The sequence below is a fragment of the Streptomyces sp. NPDC005955 genome, assembly GCF_042871255.1.
GTDB lineage: Bacteria > Actinomycetota > Actinomycetes > Streptomycetales > Streptomycetaceae > Streptomyces.
Genome location: NZ_JBIAIF010000004.1, coordinates 591381 through 609504 on the forward strand (window position 1 = coordinate 591381; position 18124 = coordinate 609504).

General features: G+C 74.5%; 14 protein-coding genes. 7 read left to right on the forward strand and 7 right to left on the reverse strand.

Annotated elements, in window-relative coordinates:
- Positions 1–589: 589 nt before the first annotated feature.
- Together ACFYOU_RS14315 and lnt are read right to left on the reverse strand one after the other, a co-directional pair.
- Positions 590–1063: an NUDIX domain-containing protein gene (locus ACFYOU_RS14315; RefSeq protein ID WP_389767469.1), complete on the reverse strand. Its 474-nt coding sequence runs from the start codon at positions 1061–1063 to the stop codon at positions 590–592.
- A gap of 51 nt (positions 1064–1114) precedes the next feature.
- Complete coding sequence (lnt, locus tag ACFYOU_RS14320) at positions 1115–2740, reverse strand: apolipoprotein N-acyltransferase (RefSeq protein WP_391305707.1); 1626 nt, start codon at positions 2738–2740, stop codon at positions 1115–1117.
- A 288-nt stretch (positions 2741–3028) separates the two neighbouring features.
- Here lnt and ACFYOU_RS14325 point away from each other — a divergent pair, with 288 nt between their 5' ends.
- Positions 3029–3988, forward strand: coding sequence for an O-antigen ligase family protein (locus tag ACFYOU_RS14325; RefSeq protein ID WP_389767610.1), 960 nt, complete (start codon positions 3029–3031; stop codon positions 3986–3988).
- Positions 3989–4009: 21 nt separating this feature from the next.
- Here the strand turns inward: ACFYOU_RS14325 and ACFYOU_RS14330 are convergent, their stop codons facing one another.
- Positions 4010–4573 carry a hypothetical protein gene (locus ACFYOU_RS14330; protein ID WP_385494450.1) on the reverse strand — a complete coding sequence of 188 codons (564 nt, stop codon included), beginning with the start codon at positions 4571–4573 and terminating at the stop codon, positions 4010–4012.
- Positions 4574–4646: 73 nt separating this feature from the next.
- On the reverse strand, positions 4647–5453 hold the full coding sequence (locus tag ACFYOU_RS14335; RefSeq protein ID WP_391305709.1) for an aspartate/glutamate racemase family protein: 807 nt from the start codon (positions 5451–5453) through the stop codon (positions 4647–4649).
- A gap of 67 nt (positions 5454–5520) precedes the next feature.
- Between ACFYOU_RS14335 and ACFYOU_RS14340 the strand changes: the two genes are divergently transcribed.
- A complete protein-coding gene (locus ACFYOU_RS14340; protein ID WP_391305808.1) occupies positions 5521–6705 on the forward strand; it encodes a glycosyltransferase in 1185 nt (394 codons plus the stop codon).
- A gap of 65 nt (positions 6706–6770) precedes the next feature.
- On the opposite strand, the gene ACFYOU_RS14345 is transcribed toward ACFYOU_RS14340, so the two are convergent.
- Positions 6771–8063: a TerD family protein gene (locus ACFYOU_RS14345; RefSeq protein WP_391305810.1), complete on the reverse strand. Its 1293-nt coding sequence runs from the start codon at positions 8061–8063 to the stop codon at positions 6771–6773.
- 398 nt (positions 8064–8461) lie between these two features.
- On the opposite strand from ACFYOU_RS14345, the gene ACFYOU_RS14350 reads away from it, so the two are divergent.
- The 3 genes from ACFYOU_RS14350 (at position 8462) to ACFYOU_RS14360 (ending at position 12419) form a co-directional block, all read left to right on the forward strand.
- Positions 8462–8908, forward strand: a complete 447-nt coding sequence (locus ACFYOU_RS14350; protein WP_389767461.1) for a DUF6643 family protein — start codon at positions 8462–8464, stop codon at positions 8906–8908.
- A 61-nt stretch (positions 8909–8969) separates the two neighbouring features.
- Complete coding sequence (locus tag ACFYOU_RS14355; protein ID WP_391305712.1) at positions 8970–9794, forward strand: MOSC domain-containing protein; 825 nt, start codon at positions 8970–8972, stop codon at positions 9792–9794.
- A gap of 174 nt (positions 9795–9968) precedes the next feature.
- The gene (locus ACFYOU_RS14360) at positions 9969–12419 is read left to right on the forward strand and encodes a right-handed parallel beta-helix repeat-containing protein (RefSeq protein ID WP_389767457.1); all 2451 of its coding nucleotides are present in this window, start codon (positions 9969–9971) and stop codon (positions 12417–12419) included.
- Positions 12420–12452: 33 nt separating this feature from the next.
- On the opposite strand, the gene ACFYOU_RS14365 is transcribed toward ACFYOU_RS14360, so the two are convergent.
- Positions 12453–14954, reverse strand: a complete 2502-nt coding sequence (locus ACFYOU_RS14365; protein WP_391305714.1) for a hypothetical protein — start codon at positions 14952–14954, stop codon at positions 12453–12455.
- A 379-nt stretch (positions 14955–15333) separates the two neighbouring features.
- Here ACFYOU_RS14365 and ACFYOU_RS14370 point away from each other — a divergent pair, with 379 nt between their 5' ends.
- Together ACFYOU_RS14370 and ACFYOU_RS14375 are read left to right on the forward strand one after the other, a co-directional pair.
- A complete protein-coding gene (locus ACFYOU_RS14370; RefSeq protein ID WP_389767453.1) occupies positions 15334–16173 on the forward strand; it encodes a DeoR/GlpR family DNA-binding transcription regulator in 840 nt (279 codons plus the stop codon).
- Between the two features lie 80 nt (positions 16174–16253).
- The gene (locus ACFYOU_RS14375) at positions 16254–16727 is read left to right on the forward strand and encodes an SRPBCC family protein (RefSeq protein ID WP_391305716.1); all 474 of its coding nucleotides are present in this window, start codon (positions 16254–16256) and stop codon (positions 16725–16727) included.
- A 49-nt stretch (positions 16728–16776) separates the two neighbouring features.
- Here the strand turns inward: ACFYOU_RS14375 and ACFYOU_RS14380 are convergent, their stop codons facing one another.
- On the reverse strand, positions 16777–18000 hold the full coding sequence (locus ACFYOU_RS14380; protein ID WP_391305717.1) for a pyridoxal-phosphate dependent enzyme: 1224 nt from the start codon (positions 17998–18000) through the stop codon (positions 16777–16779).
- Positions 18001–18124: the final 124 nt, after the last annotated feature.

Genomic DNA, 18124 nt, shown 5'->3' on the forward strand with positions numbered 1-18124 from the left:
CGGAGCGGCGGGATCACCGGGAGCCGTTCCCCGTCAGCCACCGGGGCGGGGCCCCCGCCCCGAGTGCCCCGGCGACGCGCCTCCGCCTCGGGCACCACCCCGTGCGACTACCTGACTGTCTGGAGGACCCCGCGAGGAATCCTCGGCCCGGGCCGAGGCCGCCGCCCTCGTGCGCACGGTGCGGCCCGACCACGTGGTGCTCCAGCTCCGGGGCAACTCCGGCGACTCCGGGCGGCACTTCCGGCGGTACGCCGCGGACGTCGAAGGACCGCATCCGCGAGGTGAACGCGGTCCACCGGGCGCGGGCAGCGCGTTCCGGCGACCGGCTGGCGGACGCGGGGGCCGCGGTCAGCGCACCCCGCGCCCAGCGCATCGGGACGCGCTCCCTGCCTTCTGCCTGGCGCCGACGGCGGCCGACCCGAAGCCCCATCGGGTCGGCTCCCCCGGCATCACCCGGATCGCCCGGGCCGTCACCGACGCGGTGACCGAAGCCGGGGCCGACCACCGGCGCCGGGGCCGGTCGCCCGGCGCCCCCGCGCCCGCACCGTGCGCTCACCCGGACGGATGAGCACGGGCGCACCGCGTCGGTTCACGCGGTGGGTTCGAACCAGGTGGGCGTGTCGGCGAGCGCGTGCTTGATCCGGGTGAGGCTGAACTCGTTGAGGTCCGGCAGCGCGTCGAGCGGGAACCAGCCCACCTCCAACGACTCGTCGTCGTTGACCCGCGCCTCGCCGCCCACCGCCCGGCACCGGAACGTGATGTCCATGTACTGGCACACGTCGCCGTTGGGGTAGGACACCGGTTCCAGCGCCTGGACCAGCACCACGCGCTCCGGCACGCAGCGCACGGCCGTCTCCTCGTACACCTCGCGCACCGCACAGGCCGCGGGCTGCTCCCCCGGCTCCGGGATGCCGCCGACGACCGACCACGCACGGTTGTCGCTGCGCCGCCCGATGAGCACCCTGCCCTCGTCGTCGAAGACGATGGCCGTCACCCCCGGGAGCCAGAGCAGTTGATGACCCGCGGTTTCCCGCAGGGTGGAGATGAATTCAGGAGTAGCCATGCGACCGACGATAGGGCCTGGGCACCCAAGGGCGCCCGCCGGTCGGCCGGTTCACCCGGTGGTGGACTCCCGGCGGGTCCGGAGCCGGACGGCGGCCGCCCCGCCGAGGCCACCGGCCGCGACCAGCACCAGCAGCACCTCGGGCGCGACGCCCAGCCGGGTGGCGGGGGTGCTGCTCGACCGCAGCGGCACTTCGGCGACGAGCGTGTCGGGGGTGAACATCCCGGTGCGGTCGGCGACCCGGCCGTCGGGCATGATCACGGCGCTGACCCCGCTGGTGACCGGCACCACGACGGTGCGGCTGTGCTCGACGGCCCGGACCCGTGACATGGCGAGCTGCTGGTAGGTCATCTCGCTGCGCCCGAAGGTGGCGTTGTTGCTCGGCACCGACAGCAGCTGGGCTCCTTCGGTGACCGTGTCGCGCACCGCCCAGTCGAACGCCGCCTCGTAGCAGGTCGCGATGCCCACCCGGGCGCCCGCCATCGTGAAGACCCCGGGCTCGGAGCCCCGGCTGAAGTCCTTGCGGACCATGCCCGCGTCGCTGCTGACGGCGCTGACGATCGACCTGAGCGGAAGGTACTCGCCGAACGGCTGGATCTGACGCTTGTCGTAGGTGTCCACGGGGCCCTTCTGCGGGTCCCAGAGGATCTGCTGGTTGAGGAGCCGGTCGTCCTCGGTGGTGACGACCCCGCCGACGGCGATCGGCACGCCGATCGCCGCCACCGCCCGCTCGATGACCTCACGCGCGTCCTCGTTGCGGAAGGGGTCGATGTCGGAGGAGTTCTCCGGCCACAGCACGAGGTCCGGCTGTGCGACGCGCCCCCGGGCGACCTCCGCGGCGAGGCGTTCCGTCTCCTTGACGTGGTTGTCGAGGACGGCCCTGCGCTGTGCGTTGAAGTCCAGTCCCAGCCGGGGGACGTTGCCCTGGATCGCGGCGATCGTCGTCGTGCCGTCCTCGGCGGCGGAACTGACCAGCGGGCGTGCGGCGAGGGCCGCCAGCAGGGGCAGGGCGAGCGCCACCGCGGCACCGGCGGCGGTGACCCGCCGGACGGCCGTTCCGCGCCGCGCGGCGACCGCCAGCGACACCGCCTCGTACAGGCCGTATCCGCACAGGACGACGGCGAAGCCCAGGACGGGGGTCCCCCCGAGCGCGGCCAGCGGCAGGAACGCGCCGTCGGCCTGCCCGAAGGCCACCTTGCCCCAGGGGAAGCCGTTGAACGGCACGCGCGCGCGGGCCGCCTCCCCGGCGATCCACAGGGCGGCGGCCCACACCGGCCAGGCGGGCAGCCGGGACACGGCGGCGGCCGCGGCGCCGACCAGGGCGACGAACGCCGCCTCGATGGCCACCAGCGCGAGCCAGGGCCCGGGCCCCACCTCGACGCCCGTCCAGACGAGCAGCGGCAGCAGGAAGCCGAGGCCGAAGGCGTACCCGCTGCCCAGCCCGGCCTTCCAGGACCGTCCGCGGACCGACCACGCGAACCCCGCGAACGCGGGCAGCGCCAGCCACCACAGGGTGCGCGGCGGGAAACTGACGTAGAGGAGCACCCCGGAGAGCGCCGCGACCACGGCGGGTACGAGCCGCAGCGCCACGCGCCTCGTCAACGACGGCCGCGCGCGGTCCGCGGGCTTCGGGGTGAGGCGCTCCGGCTCGTCGGTCGGAGTGGCGATGACGGTCACCCCAGGAGTCTACGACCCGGCCACGGCGCCCCCCGACCCCGCAAGACGATCTCGCCGAACCCATCCACAAACCACGGCACCAGCGGTTACCGTGAGCCACAGCCCCGCACGAACGGCCACATCCCAGGGCCGCCGGGGCCCGTCATGACGTCGGGGGGACGACGGATGGGGACATGGAGCAACACGGGGGCCGCGGGCCACACGGGGCGGACCCGGGACGCCCCGGGCGAGGGGTCGGACGCTCCCGCGTTGGTGCCGGACGCCCGTACGGTCTCCGATCCGGTCGGCATGGTGCTGTTGGGTGTCTGTGCGGGCTGGGCGCTGATGAGCGCCGCGGCGAGCGGCGGCCGTCCCGAAGGGGTGCTGCTCGCCGTGCTGGCCGTGTCGGCGGCGTACGCGTTCGGACGCATCTACGGGGCGTTGCTCCCGGTGGGCGCCCTCGCCACGACCGCCCTGGTGGGCCTGGTCCTCGCGTTCCTGTTGCCGCACGTGCGCACCGCGCCGGAGGGCTCGTCCCCGCTCGGCCACGGCGGCGCCACCGCGGCACTGCTCGCCCTGGCCGCGGGAGCGGCGTGCTGTGCGGCGTGGGTGGCGCACGGCGTGCTGGCGCGCCGCGCGCTGTGGGCGCTGGCCCTGGTGATCACGGCGGCGGCGCCGGTGCTCGATTCGATGGCGGGGCTGACGCTCTGTGTCGGCATCCTGCTCTGTTCGCTGGCGGCGGCCCGGCTGGCCCGTCGGGCGTTCGGTCTGGGTGCCCTGGCGGCGGGGGCGGCGGGGGTGGCCGCCGCTGCGTGGGCGGTCGCCGACGATGCGCTGCCGGACGGACTGATGTCCTTGTTGGAGGGCCAGCTCACGCCGTACCGGGTGTTGCTGTGGCGGGACGCGCTGGAGATCGCGCAGGACCATCCGGTGCTCGGGGTGGGGCCGGACCGTTTCGGGGAGCTGAGCCCGACGGTGGCGGATTCCCTGGTCCCGGACGGCCGTCCGCACTCGGCGTTGCTCCAGCAGGCGGCCGAGCAGGGCTTCGTGGGCGTGGCGCTGCTGGCCCTGGCGTTCGGCTGGGTGTTGTACGCCCTGTTGCGCTCGCCGCGGCCGACCGTGGTGGCGGTGACCGCGGGGGCCGCGCTGACCGCGGTGGCGACGCTGGCGGCGATCGGTGACGCCCTGAGCTTCACGGCGGTCACGGTGGGGAGCGGTCTGCTCGCGGGAATGGCGACGGCCCGGCCGTTGGCCCTGGAGCGGTGGTGAGTGCGGGCGGCCGGGTGCCGGTCAGACGGCGGTGGGCGCCGGGGGCGTGGTCGGCGGGCGCAGCCGGTCGCGGATGATCCGCACGGCGGCCTCCGCGTCGTCCACGGTGACGGTGAACTTGCGGCCGTCGCCGAGGCTGAGGACCACGCCCTCGCCGCGGCGGACGATCACGGCGGTGCCGATCTCGGGGCGCCAGCGGTAGCCCCAGCCGCCCCACTGGCGGGGGGTGACGGTGGGGGCGAAGTCCGCGTCGACGACCTGGGCGAGCGGGATGCGGCGGCGCGGCAGACCGATGTGTCCGCAGCGGACCTCCAGGGAGTCCTGGTCGACGCGGACCGCCACGTGGACGAAGGCCAGCGTGCCGAACAGCACGAGCAGGCCGGCGGCGATGCAGCCGACGACCGACATGACCAGGGCGAGGACGCCGCTGTTCCACTCGGACACGACGGCCAGTTCGATGCCGAGCGCCACACAGGCCGCGCCCGCGAGGGCGAGCAGCCACTGCACGCGGTTGCTCGCTCGTCCGGTCCAGATCTCGACGGGGGCCTCGATGGGGCCCCGGTCGCCCTGCGGGTGGTCCCTCATGCTGTCGAGAGTACAGACGACCCGCCGGCCCGGCACCGGAGCACGGAGCGTGACGACGGGGTGTCGCCGGAGGTCACCGGGCCTGGCTGAGCGCCGCCAGGAGCCGTCCTTCGGGGTAGGCGAGGGCCCGTTCGGCGAGGGTCGCGGGCCGTCCGCCGTGCAGGACTGTGACCGATCCGACAGGGGCGGCGTCCGGGGCGGGGGACGCGCCGAGGCGGCGGAGCACCTGGGCGGCGACGGCGCCCGCGGAGCCGTGCAGGATCAGGGCCGGGCGGTCCTGGAGCCCGCCCTCGTCCCCCGGGCGCCCCAGGGCGGTCCTGACCCGCTCGGCGACCAGTTCGTAGTGGGTGCAGCCCAGGACGACGGCCCTTGCTCCGTCCGGGGTACGGGCCGCCGCTGCGGCGATCGCCCGGTCGACGGCGTCCTCGTCGGCGTACTCGATGGCGTCGGCGAGGCCCGGGCAGGGCACTTCGGTGACCTGCGCGCCGGAGGCGAAGTCGGCGATCAGGCCGCGCTGGTAGGCGCTGCCCGTGGTGGCGGGCGTCGCCCAGATGGCGAAGGGTCCGCCGCCGGCGGCGGCGGGCTTGATCGCGGGGACGGTGCCGACCACCGGGAGCGCCGGTTCGAGCCGGGCGCGCAGCGCGGGCAGGGCGTGCACGGTGGCGGTGTTGCAGGCGACGATCAGGGCGTCGGCGCCGCACTCGGCGGCGGCCCCGGCGACGGTGAGGGCCCGCCGGGTGAGGTCCTCGGGGGTGCGCGGTCCCCACGGCATGCCGTCGGGGTCGCTGGACAGCACGAGGTCGGCGTCGGGGCGCAGTCTCCGTACCGCCGCGGCGGCGGCGAGCAGTCCGATTCCGGAGTCCATGAGCGCGATCTTCACCCGGTCACCATAGACGATGGGCCGGTGCGGCCCGGGGGCCGTGGGGGACACTGCGCGGGTGAGCGCGATGGTCTGGATTGCCGTGGTGTCCGCCGCCGCCTGGGGGTGGCTCCTGCTCGGCCAGGGGTTCTTCTGGCGCACCGACGTGCGGCTGCCGCCGGGGCGGGCGCCGCACGTGTGGCCCCCGGTCGCGGCGGTCGTCCCGGCGCGGGACGAGGCCGGGATGCTGCCGCTGTCCCTGCCCTCCTTGCTGGCCCAGGACTACCCGGGGCCGTTCGAGGTCTTCCTGGTGGACGACGGCAGCACGGACGGTACGGGGGGGCTGGCCCGGGAGCTGGGCGAGCGGTACGGGGGGCCTCGGCTGACCGTGACCTCACCGGGCGAGCCGCCGGACGGCTGGACGGGCAAGCTGTGGGCCGTGCGGCACGGCATGCGGCTGGCCCGCGGGGGCGCCCCGCGGTACCTGTTGCTCACGGACGCCGACATCGCCCATGAACCGGGCAGTCTGCGGGAGTTGGTGGCGGCGGCCGAGACGGGCGGTCACGACCTGGTGTCGCTGATGGCCCGGCTCCGGGTGGCGAGTGTCTGGGAGCGGCTGGTCGTTCCGGCGTTCGTGTACTTCTTCGCGCAGCTGTACCCGTTCCGCCGGGTGCGGCGGGACGGGAGCCGGACGGCCGCGGCGGCGGGCGGCTGTGTCCTGCTGCGGTCGGCGGCGGCGGAGCGGGCGGGGGTGCCGGAGGCGATCCGGCACGCGGTGATCGACGACGTGTCGTTGGCGCGGGCGGTGAAGTCCACCGGCGGCCGGATCTGGTTGGGGCTCGCCGACCGGGTGCACAGTGTGCGGCCCTATCCGCGCCTCGGTGACCTGTGGCGGATGGTGGCGCGCAGCGCCTACTGCCAACTCCGTTACCAGCCAGTGCTGTTGGCGGGGACGGTGGTGGGTCTGGTGGTGGTGTACCTGGTGCCGCCCGCGGTGGTGGTGGCGGCGCTCTGGGCCCGTCCGCCGTCGGTGGCGGCGGCCCTGCTCGGGGGGTTCGGGTGGTTGGTGATGACGGTGACGTACGTACCGGTGCTGCGGTACTACCGGCAGAGCCTCTGGCTCGCCCCGACGCTGCCGTTCACCGCGCTGCTGTACCTGCTGATGACGGTGGACTCGGCGGTGCGGCACCACCGCGGGCGCGGGGCGGCGTGGAAGGGCCGGACGTACGCGGGCCCGGGTCGGGCGCCACGGGTGGCTCCGGAGGAGCGGTGACACGCCGGTCGCGCGCCCCGCTCCCCCGGTGCGTCCCCGCTGCGTCCCCGGGCCGTGCGCGGGGGTCACTTCCGGCCGGGGGTCCAGTTGAGGCCCCACCCGTACGCGTGGTCCACGGCCCGTTGGATGCCGATGCCCGGTTCGGGCACCAGGTAGCGGGCTTCGCGGCGGACCACCAGGTCGCCGCCCTCCTGGGTGAGCAGGGCGAGCGCACAGACCGGTGCGGTGACGGTGCACTCGTCGAGGAAGAACTCGACCGGTGCCCCGTGCTGGGGTCGCAGGGTCACGGTGGCGTGCAGGTCCGCGAACGAGTCGGCGCCCTCGTAGATCATCACGAAGACCAGGACCCGGCGCAGTGCGGTGCGGTGGTCGAGGTTGATCGTGAGGTTCTCGCCGCCCTCCGCGGCGCCGGTGCGGTCGTCGCCGTCGAGGTGGACGTAGGGGGGCGCGTGCAGGGCGCCGTACGCGTGGCCGAGGGCCTGCACCACGCCCTTGCGCCCGTCGGTGAGTTCGTACAGGGCGCACAGGTCGAGGTCGAGGTTCCGGTGGGGGGCGGTGAGCCTGCGCCACCGGGAGCCGCGGTCCTGGGGACGTTCCCGTACGCCCCAGTTGAGGTTCACGCGCAGCGTTCCGCCGGTGCCGCCCTGTTTGGCCAGTGACACCGCGGGGGCGTCCTTGGTGAGCGTGACCTTGCTCAGCCGTACCGGGGTGGCGGGCGGGTCGGGTGTCGGGGTCCGGGCGGGTGCGCGCGGCGGGGACGGAGCCGGCGCCACGGGCAGGGACGAGGGCGGGGTCGGGACGGCCGGGGGCGGGGCGTCGGGTGCGGGGGCGAGCGCGGTGGGGGTGACCCCGAAGTCCTCGGCGAGGGCCCGGCGCCCCTCCCCGTACCCCTGGCCGACCGCGCGGAACTTCCAGCCGTCTCCCCTGCGGTACAGCTCGCCCAGGACCAACGAGGTCTCCACGGTGAGGTCCGTGCAGTCGAAGCGCGCCAGTTCCGCTCCGCGTGCCGCGTCGAGGACGCGGACGCCGGGCCGCGACACCTGCCCGAAGGTGCCGCTCGCAGTGGACACGGCGAGCACGATCCGCTCGACGGCGTCGTCCACGCGGGCCAGGTCCACGGCCAGGGTGTCGGTGACCCGACCGTTCCCGCCGCGCCCGTCCTCGTAGCGGACCGCGGCGCCCGGATCGTCCGGCCGGCCCGGACCGGCCGGCCGGATCACGTCCGCGTCTCCGCGCACCCTGCCCCCCACCAGGAGCAGCGCCACGGAGTCCGCCCGTGGGACGCCCGGCCCCGCCCCCCACTCCAGTTCCACCCGCACGGCGGTCGTCGGTACGACGGCGTTGGTGCCCTTCGCCATGGTCATGCGTGCCCCCTCATGTATGCCCCCTCGTCAGCGTCCGCCGCCGCACACCGCACCCGGACCGTCCACGGCCGGACCCGGTCCCCGGTGCACGCGGCCCCTGTTCCCCCGGCTGTACCTGCGCATGTCTGGGTACACCGGGGTGTTCCCTCGTTCCCGGAGCCGGTTCCTTGCCCCACGGGCAAGCGGAGGTGGACTCCGGCGAATGTGGATGATCACTGGTCAACCACCGGTAACCACCCTCGAAATCGCCCTTCTTACACGATCCTTACGCCACAGTGCGACCGTTTTTTCCGAATTCACTCGGATTGACGATCAGCAGCTACGTCCGGCACGGAAAACAACCCTCTTATCTGTCTCCCCAACCAGCACATCGTGGGCTTAACTTAGGTGCCATGACCTCCCCCCGCTCCACCTATGGCGGCGGTTACTACTCCGCGCCGTCCTTCAAGGACACTCCGATCTACGACTCCCTCGTCGCAGAACGGGGCACTCCCCAGATCGCCCCGATCCGGGTCCCCGCCGCGTACGACACCGGCAGCCATCTGCCCGCGTTGCCGTCGGCCCTGCCGGCGCTGCCCGCGGCGCCCTCTCCTCAGCCGTACCCGCCGCAGTACGGGTACGCACCGCAACAGCAGCAACCGGCGCCGCTCCAGCAGGCCGCGCCCCACTTCCCGCAGCAGGCGACCGGCGTGCCGCGCGGTTACCCCGGCGCCCAGCCCCAGCCGCCGCGGCCGGCACCGCCCGTCGGTTACGAGGCGATGCGCCCGGCGACCCCGCGGCCCGCCCCGGGACCGGCCTCCTACGAGGATCCGCAGCACCGCCCCTACCGCGGGTACTGACGGACGCCGGCGCGGACGCCCTCCCCTCCCGCCCGGTGAACGCTCCTGGCAGGATGGATCCATGGCGAGTCCCGTGTTGGCGTCCCTGCATGTCTTTCCGGTGAAGGCCGCCCAGGGCCACGCGCCCGACCAGGCGTTCGTGGAGCCGTGGGGGATCTCGGGCGACCGACGCTGGATGCTCGTCGACGACTCCGCCAAGGTGGTCACCCAACGCCAGCACGCCCGGCTGGCGCTCACCCGCGCCGAGCCGTTGCCCGGGGGCGCGGTCCGGTTGTCCGCACCCGACCGCGCGCCCCTGACGGTCACCGTGCCCGACCCGGTGCACCGGACGTCCGTCCAGATCTGGGGGGACAAGGTGGAGGCCGTGCCCGCCGACGAGGCGGCGGGCGACTGGTTCAGCGCGTTCCTCGGCATCGAGGTCCGGCTGGTGCACCTGGCCGACCCCGCGGTCAACCGACCCATCGACCCGGACTACGCGCACCGGGGGGAAACCGTCTCCTTCGCCGACGGGTTCCCCCTGCTGGTCACCAGCCTCGCCTCGCTCGACGCCCTCAACGCGCTGATCGCACAGGGCGACCACGCGCAGGAGGGCCCCCTGCCGATGAACCGCTTCCGGCCGAACCTCGTGGTGACGGGCACCGAGGCGTGGGCGGAGGACCACTGGTCGCGGATAGCGGTCGGCGAGGTCACCTTCCGGGTCGCCAAGAAGTGCGGGCGCTGCGCGGTGACCACCACCGACCAGCACACGGCCGTCCGCGGCCGGGAGCCCCTGCGCACGCTCGCCCGCCACCGCCGCATCGACGGGAAGCTCGTCTTCGGTCAGAACCTCGTCCCGGAACACCCCGGCACGCTCCGGGTCGGTGACCCCCTGACGGTCCTCGGGTGACGGCCGTGGCCGGGGGCCGTCGCGAGCCCCCGCCACCGGACCGGTACGGGCCGCTGACCGGCCTTTCGCTCTGGTCAACTCGGCTGCTCCGCACACGCTACGGTGGAGCGGCCGAGGTCTTCGGCAGCACTCGCGACACCCGCGCATCCGACGAGGTGGGGACAGAACAGCGCCATGGCACAGGGCACGGTCCAGGTGACGCACACGGGCACATCGCGGTGGCGACGCCGCACGGGTGAGTACGGTTCCCTCGCCGCGGCCCTGGAAGCCGCGGGGGACGGCGACGTACTCACCGTCGCCCCCGGTACCTACCGGGAGAACCTGGTGATCGACCGGGCGGTGACGCTCCGCGGGCCCGAGGGGGCACCGGGTTCGGTGCGCATCGCGCCCGTCGACGGCGTGCCGCTGACGGTGCGGGCGCCCGCGGCCGTCCACGGGCTGGTGTTGGAGGGTCAGGACTCGGCCGCTCCGGCGCTGCTCGTGGAGGAGTCCGTGCCGGAGCTGACCGACGTCCGGATCGTGACCAGGTCCGCGGTCGGCATCGAGGTCCGGGGCAACGCCCGGCCGACCGTGCGCCGTTGCACCGTCGACAACCCCGCGGGCATCGGGATCGCCGTCCTCGACGGCGGCGGCGGGGTCTTCGAGGACTGCGAGGTCGTCGCCGCCGGTCAGTCCGGGGTCGCGGTGCGCAGCGGCGGACACCCCCGGCTGGACCGGTGCCGGGTGCACCACGCCTCCGGCTCGGGCCTGTCGGTGACGGGCGAGGGCTCGGCCCTGGAGGCCGTCGGCTGCGAGGTGTACGAGGTCAAGGGCTCCGGCGTCCAGGTCACCGGACGGGCCACCGCCCACCTCACGGACTGCGACGTGCACCGGACGACCGCCGACGGGATCACCCTCGACACGGACGCGGTGCTCACCCTCGCCGACTGCCGCATCCACGACGTCCCCGAGAACGCGGTGGACCTGCGTTCACGCTCCGTGCTGACGCTCACCCGGTCCACCGTGAGCCGCTTCGGCCGCAACGGGCTGTCCGTGTGGGACCCCGGCACCCGGGTGGACGCCCACCAGTGCGAGATCCACGACAGCACCGGGGACTATCCGGCGGTGTGGGTCAGCGACGGCGCCGCCGTCGTGCTCGACTCCTGCCGGGTGCGGGACGTGCCCGACGCGCTGTTCGTGCTCGACCGCGGGTCCCGTGCGGACGTCGTCGACACGGACCTCACCCAGGTCCGCAACACGGCCGTGTCGGTGAGCGACGGGGCGACGGCCCAGCTCGACGACTGCCGCATCCGGGAGGCCGCGACCGGGGCGTGGTTCCGTGACCACGGCAGCGGCGGCACCCTGTCGAACTGCACGGTGGACGCCGTCCAGACGGGGGTGATCGTCACCAAGGGCGCCGATCCCACCGTCGAACGCTGCACCGTCACCTCCCCCGCCGAGGCCGGCTTCTACGTGTCGGCGGGCGGGCGGGGCACCTTCACCGGCTGCAAGGTCACCGGCAGCGGCGGCTACGGCTTCCACGTGATAGACGGCTGCCGCACGACGCTCCGCAAGTGCCGTACGGAGCGCTGCGCCCGCGGCGGCTTCGAGTTCGCCGAGGACGGGCCCGTCGCCGAGGACTGCACCAGCGACGAGAGCGCCGGCATCCGCATGCCCACGGCGCCCGCGGTGGCCACCGAGCAGGCCGCCCTCCCGACGGCCGAGCGGGCGGGCCCCGCGACCCGGTCGGTCGGCCTGCTGTCGGGCGGGCCCGCCCCGCGCGCGGCGATACCCGGCTCGGCGGCGGCTGCTTCCGAAGCCCCCGCCGAGCCCGTACGGTCCGCCGACGAGGTGCTCGGGGAACTCGACGCCCTCGTCGGTCTGGACAGCGTCAAACGCGAGGTCCGGGCGCTCACGGACATGATCGAAGTGGGCCGACGGCGCCAACTGGCCGGCCTCAAGGCGGCGTCCGCCCGGCGCCACCTGGTGTTCACCGGCTCCCCCGGCACCGGCAAGACCACGGTGGCCCGGTTGTACGGCGAGATCCTCGCCTCGCTCGGAGTGCTCCACCAGGGGCACCTGGTGGAGGTGTCCCGCGTCGACCTGGTCGGCGAGCACATCGGCTCGACCGCCATCCGCACCCAGGAGGCGTTCGACCGCGCCCGCGGCGGAGTGCTCTTCATCGACGAGGCGTACGCACTGTCGCCGGAGGACTCGGGGCGGGACTTCGGGCGGGAGGCGATCGACACCCTCGTCAAGCTGATGGAGGACCACCGGGACGAGGTCGTGGTCATCGTCGCCGGCTACACCGCCGAGATGGAGCGGTTCCTCACCGTCAACCCCGGCGTCGCGTCCCGCTTCTCGCGCACCATCACCTTCAACGACTACGTGCCGGACGAGTTGTTGCGGATCGTCGAGCAGCAGGCCGAGGAACACGAGTACCGGCTCGGCGAGGACACACCGCAGGCGCTGGTCCAGTACTTCACCGCCCTTCCCAAGGGCCCCGCGTTCGGCAACGGCCGCACCGCGCGGCAGACGTTCGAGGCGATGGTCGAGCGGCACGCGGGCCGGGTCGCCCAGATCGCCGAACCCAGCACCGACGACCTCACCCTGCTCTACCCGGGGGACCTGCCCGAACTGCCCTGACCGCACGAGACGGGGGGCGGACGCGCCGGTGGGTCAGACCTCCCCGTCCGGCCGGGGCGGCGGAACGGCGGACGGCCGCAGCCGGTCCAGCAGCCGTTCGCGTTCCCGGGCGAACACCGGGTCGGCCTGGTAGTCGGAGTGCCCGAGGATCGGTGCGGGCAGCGGATGGGTGAACGTGCGACCGTACGCGAGGGGGTCCTTGAGGGGGCTGCCGTCCACCTCGGGGCCGCGGTCCCCGGGCAGCAGGACCGGCCCGCCGATGGGGTCGGTCCGCCGGTAGAGGTTGCGCCAGCAGTCCACGTCGCGGTGCAGGTCGGCCAGGGCCGCCGAGCCGAAGCAGGACGGGAACCAGCGCCCGTACAGACGCTCCAGCGGGGAGCCGTAGGTGAGCAGGGCGACGCGTTCACGGCTGCGGGGGGCGAGTTGCCAGGCCGCCGCCGCGGCGAGGACGCTGCCCTGGGAGTGGCCGGAGATGATCAGGCGCCCCCGGGTCCGCCGGGTCCAGGTGTGCACCCGCCAGGTGAGGTCGGGGACGGCGCGTTCCGCGTAGCAGGGCGGGGCGAACGGATGGGCGGCACGGGGCCAGAACGTGCCGACGTCCCAGAGGATGCCGATGGTGCGCCGGGCCTTCGGGTCCCGGTAGGCGCGCCGGGCCGCGACCACGAGCAGCAGGAACCCGGCCCCGACGAGCCACGACCCCCCGGCCTGTGCCAGGTCCACCGCGCCGGTCACCACCTCCGGCGCCCCGGCGACGGCCTGCGCGGGCAGCGCGCGGGTGGCCCGGGCGCCGGCGAGGGCGCCCACCTGGCACACCAGGGTCGCCGCGGCGAGCGTGCCGACCACGAGCGGGGCCCGATCGGTGAGGGCTGCTCCGGCGCGGGCCAGCGCGATGTTCCGGGCCCGCACCGCGTCCTCGGGCGTGGTGTCGGGCGGGCCGCCGGGTGCCGCGGCGGCGGCGCCCCCGTCCGCCGGGTCCACCGCGGCCGAGGCGGGTGGGGTGGGCGGGCCGGCGCCGGGCGGACCCGGCGGATGCTCCTCCGGGTAGTCCGCGCGGACGTCGGCCGTCCCCGTGCGGGCGCGGTGCAGGGCGACCGCCGAGAGCCCGGCCAGCACCAGCACGACGACGAGCAACAGCGGCGGCAGCACCGCCGCCTGCCAGCCGAGCAGGACCGGCGGACCCGGCAGGGGAGCGCCGCCTCCGGCGGGGGGCCCGGTGTCGTCCAGCCAGACGGCGGTCCGGTGGGCGCCGCCGCCGGCCATGACCCCGCCGAGGGCACAGGCGAGCACGGTGGCCGCGGGTCCGCCGAAGCCGCGCAACACGGTCCGGGGATCGGGGGCCCGGCGGTACAGGGCGTGTGCGACCACGGCCAACACCAGGACCAGCGCCCACTGGAGCAGGGCGAGCGCGCCGAACGCCAGGTCCCCCGGCAGACGGCCGTGGGAGCGCCACCCGGGCCGCGACCAACCCGCGTAGCCGACCGCCAAGGTGAGCACGGCGACCGCCACCAGCGGGAGGAACCGCACCCGGGCCCCGTCCCGGCGCCGGTCCGGCCGTCGTTCGCTGCGGCCCCGCCGAGCGACCACGGCGACGGTGAGCGCCGTGCCGGCCGCGATGGTCCCCGTCACCACGAAGCCCAGGACGGTCAACGGGCCCCAATCCCCGCTGCGGTGGTCGAAGCCGAGGGCGGGCGCCGTGACGGCCGCGGCCACGGTGAGGAGCGCGGCGGCCGTGTGGGCGGCCCGCAAGCGTGCGACCAGCCTGCGCCCGTACCAGAAGCCGGGCCGGGCCAGCGGTGTCCGGGCGTCCGGCCGGTCCACCGGGTCCCCGGCCTCGGCGACCGTCGCCGCGTCGGGTGCGTTCGGGGTACGAGAGCGCAGGTCCGGGGGCCGCTGGGACTCGTAGGCGTTCCAGGTGCGGTGCGACAGGTACCAGAGCAGGCCGGTCAGCGCCGTCGGGGCGAGGGCGGCCAGGGCGAGGCGGCGGCCGGGCTGGGTCCACCAGCCGCCCGGCGAGAGGTCCGGCGACAGGAACCCGAACCACGGCAGCTCCCCGGCGCAGCGCCGGGACCCCGCGCACTGCCAGGCGACGAGGTCGAGGGCGACTTCACAGGCCGCGGCGACGAACAACACGGTGAGGGTGAGCGCGACCAGGCGCACGCACAGGGCGTAGGTGCGGGCGGCGCCACCGTTCCCGTCGGAGGCCGGGCGCATCCAGTGCGCGAGGTTGACGACCATGAACGGCAGCAGCAGGAGCCACAGCGCGCGGCTGCCGCTGCCGGAGGTGAGGTTCGACCAGACGTACGCCTCCGGTACCGGGCGGCCGTCCCCGGCGGGCCGCCGTTCGGCGTCCAGGTCACCCGCCCGACGGTGGACGGCCGCCGTGTCGTCGCCGGTGACCCGGACCGTCCGCGGATCGTTGAGCATCTGTGGTGCGCTGGCCCCGCCCACTCCGTGGACGAGGAGTTCCAATGCGGCTCCGGGCGGGTGCGGCGGAGCCTCCGCCGGTGGTGAGGACGGTGTGCGCGCACGCTTCATGGCGCTTCCCCCCGGGGGGTGTGTCGTGTCAGGAGCCCAGAATCGCGCGGGCCGGGTCCTTGCACACGGGTCCTGACGGAATCTCCCCGATTGGGGGGAGCACTTCCGGTCGGCGGGGTCGTCGCGGGCGTCGGGAGGGAACGCCGGCGACACGACGGTCAGTGGCGCGTGCGAGGATGGGTGACCCTGGGGTTGCCGTGAGCCCGTGTGCCCCGGGAGAGGGAGTCGACGCGCGGTGCCGCCCGAGCACGCGTGCGGACCCGGTCGGACCGATCGGCCGGTAGCGTCCCGCCCGCCGCGGGGGCGCGTGGCAGCGAGTCGGCCCGCACCGGTGATGGACAGCGAGGGACAGACGGATGCCGAACGGGTGGAGTGGGCCGTGAGCGAGAACCAGAACCTCCTCGCGGAGCAACGTCGGGCCCTGATCGTCGACGAGGTGCGACGCCGGGGCGGGGTCCGCGTCAACGAACTCACGCGCAGGTTGGGCGTGTCGGACATGACGGTCCGTCGGGACCTGGACGCCCTGGCCCGGCAGGGCGTGCTGGAGAAGGTGCACGGCGGCGCGGTCCCGGTGGTCGAGGCGAGCACGCACGAGCCGGGGTTCGAGGCGAAGTCGGCCTTGGAGCTGACCGCCAAGGAGGACATCGCACGGGCGGCGGCGCACCTGGTCGTGCCGGGCGCGGCGATCGCGCTGTCGGGCGGCACCACCACCTTCGCGCTGGCCCACCACCTGTTGGACGTACCGGAGTTGACCGTGGTCACCAACTCCGTGCGCGTCGCCGACGTCTTCCATTCGGCGCAGCGCGGCTCGGGCCAACGGCAGGGGCTGGCCACCGTGGTGCTGACCGGTGGGGTGCGCACGCCCTCGGACTCGCTGGTGGGTCCGGTCGCCGACCAGGCCATCGCCTCGCTCCACTTCGACGTGCTGTTCCTCGGGGTGCACGGCATATCGGCCGGGGCCGGACTGTCGACGCCGAACCTGGCGGAGGCGGAGACCAACCGGCGGCTGGTGCGCTCGGCCCGTCGGGTGGTCGTGGTCGCGGACCACACCAAGTGGGGCACGGTCGGCCTGAGTTCGTTCGCGTCGCTGGATCAGGTGGACACGCTGGTGACGGACTCGGGGCTGCGCGCCGAGGCCCGCGCGGAGATCGCGGAGGTGTTGCCCCGGCTGATCGTCGCGGGCGAGCCGGACGACGAACTGGACGGTACAGACAGCTGACGCACAGCCGGTTAGGGTGACGTCAGCTCGGCGCTCGACCCGGGGTCGCACGCGGCACCGGAATCTGTGAGGGGGTCCTCATGGCACGCCGTCTGAGCCCGGTGGGGCTCGACTTCACCACGACCGCGCCCGTGCTGCTGGTCTTCGCGCGGGAGGTCCCGGCCGCTCCGGACGTGGTGTTCCGGGCCTTGGCGAGGGACGTGGAGCAGTGGCCGTTGTGGTTCCGCGCGGTCACCGAGGCACGGCCGACGGACGGCGGTCGCCTGGTGCGGCTGCGCGGCGGGGGCCGCTTCGAGGAGACGGTCGTCGCCTCCGACGCGCCCGCGCAGTACGCCTACCGGGTCGACCTCACCAACGCGCCCGGGGTGCACGGCTTGTTGGAGGAGTGGGTGTTGACGCGGACGCCGGACGGCACCCGGGTGCAGTGGACGGTGGCGGCGGACGGCACGGCGGTGTTCCGGTTCGTGATGCGGCGGGCGCGCCCGGCGCTGGGGCGGTCCTTCCGGGACGCCATGGAGGAGTTGGCGCAACGGCTCGCCGCCCCGGACGGCTGAGCCGTGCGCTCGTGGCGGTGAGGGGCGCCCGGGTCCGGCCAGAGCCCGCTCACGGCCACTGCCCCGTGCTGAACAGCGTGGCGATCGCCGACCGGTACGGGGCGATGTCGAGGCCCTGGGCGGCCAGCCAGTCGTCGGAGTAGTACTTGTCCAGGTAGCGGTCGCCGGGATCGCAGAGCAGGGTGACGACGCTGCCCGTGCGGCCCGCGGCGACCATCTCGGAGACGATCTTCAGTGCGCCCCACAGCCCGGTTCCGGTCGATCCCCCGGCCTTGCGGCCGATGGCGTCCTCCAGCGCCCGGACGGCGGCGACGGAGGCGGCGTCGGGGACCTTCATCATCCGGTCGACGGCCCCGGGGAGGAAGCTGGGTTCCATCCGGGGGCGCCCGATGCCCTCGATCCGCGAGCTGCGGTCGGTGGTGACGTCCGGGTTCCCGGTCGTCCAGCCGTCGAAGAAGCAGGAGTTCTCCGGGTCGGCGACACAGATCCGGGTGTCGTACTGCATGTAGTGGACGTAGCGGGCGATGGTGGCCGAGGTGCCGCCGGTGCCCGCGGTGGCGACGATCCAGGCGGGCTCCGGGTAGCGTTCGCGCTCCAACTGACGGTAGATCGACTCGGCGATGTTGTTGTTCCCGCGCCAGTCGGTGGCCCGCTCCGCGTAGGTGAACTGGTCCATGTAGTGGCCACCGGTCTCCCGGGCGAGCGCGGCGGACTCCTCGTACATGGTGCGGGGGTCGTCCACGAAGTGGCACCGGCCGCCGTGGAACTCGATCAGACGACACTTCTCAGCGCTGGTCGTACGGGGCATCACCGCGATGAAGGGGACACCGATCAGCTTGGCGAAGTACGCCTCCGAGACGGCCGTCGAGCCGCTGGACGCCTCGATCACGGGGCGGTCGGGCCTGATCCACCCGTTGCACAGCCCGTAGAGGAACAGCGAGCGGGCCAGCCGGTGCTTGAGGCTTCCGGTGGGGTGCGTCGACTCGTCCTTGAGGTACAGGTCGACGCCCCAGGCGTCGGGGAGCGGGAAGCGGAGCAGATGGGTGTCGGCGGAACGGTTGGCGTCGGCCTGGACCTTGCGGACGGCGTCCTTCAGCCAGCGCCGGTACCCGTCGTCGGAGCGGTCGGTGTCGAGGGTGGGGCGCGGGCCCGCGCCGGCCGGGGCAGCGCCCGCGGGAACGGGGTCCGGGAGGCCGGCGGAAGGGGGCGCGGTCGGCGCGGGACCGTCGTGCGGCGACGGGGCGGGGAGGTCTTCCGCTCGGGGGGTGCTCATCGCGTCTCCTCGGGGCACCCGGTGCCGGGGCGCCGGCTAAACCCACCCGTGTGGTGGGCCCTATGCCTCGATCATATGCGTCTGCGTACCGCATCTCACCTGCATAAACACCGCTTGGGTAGGC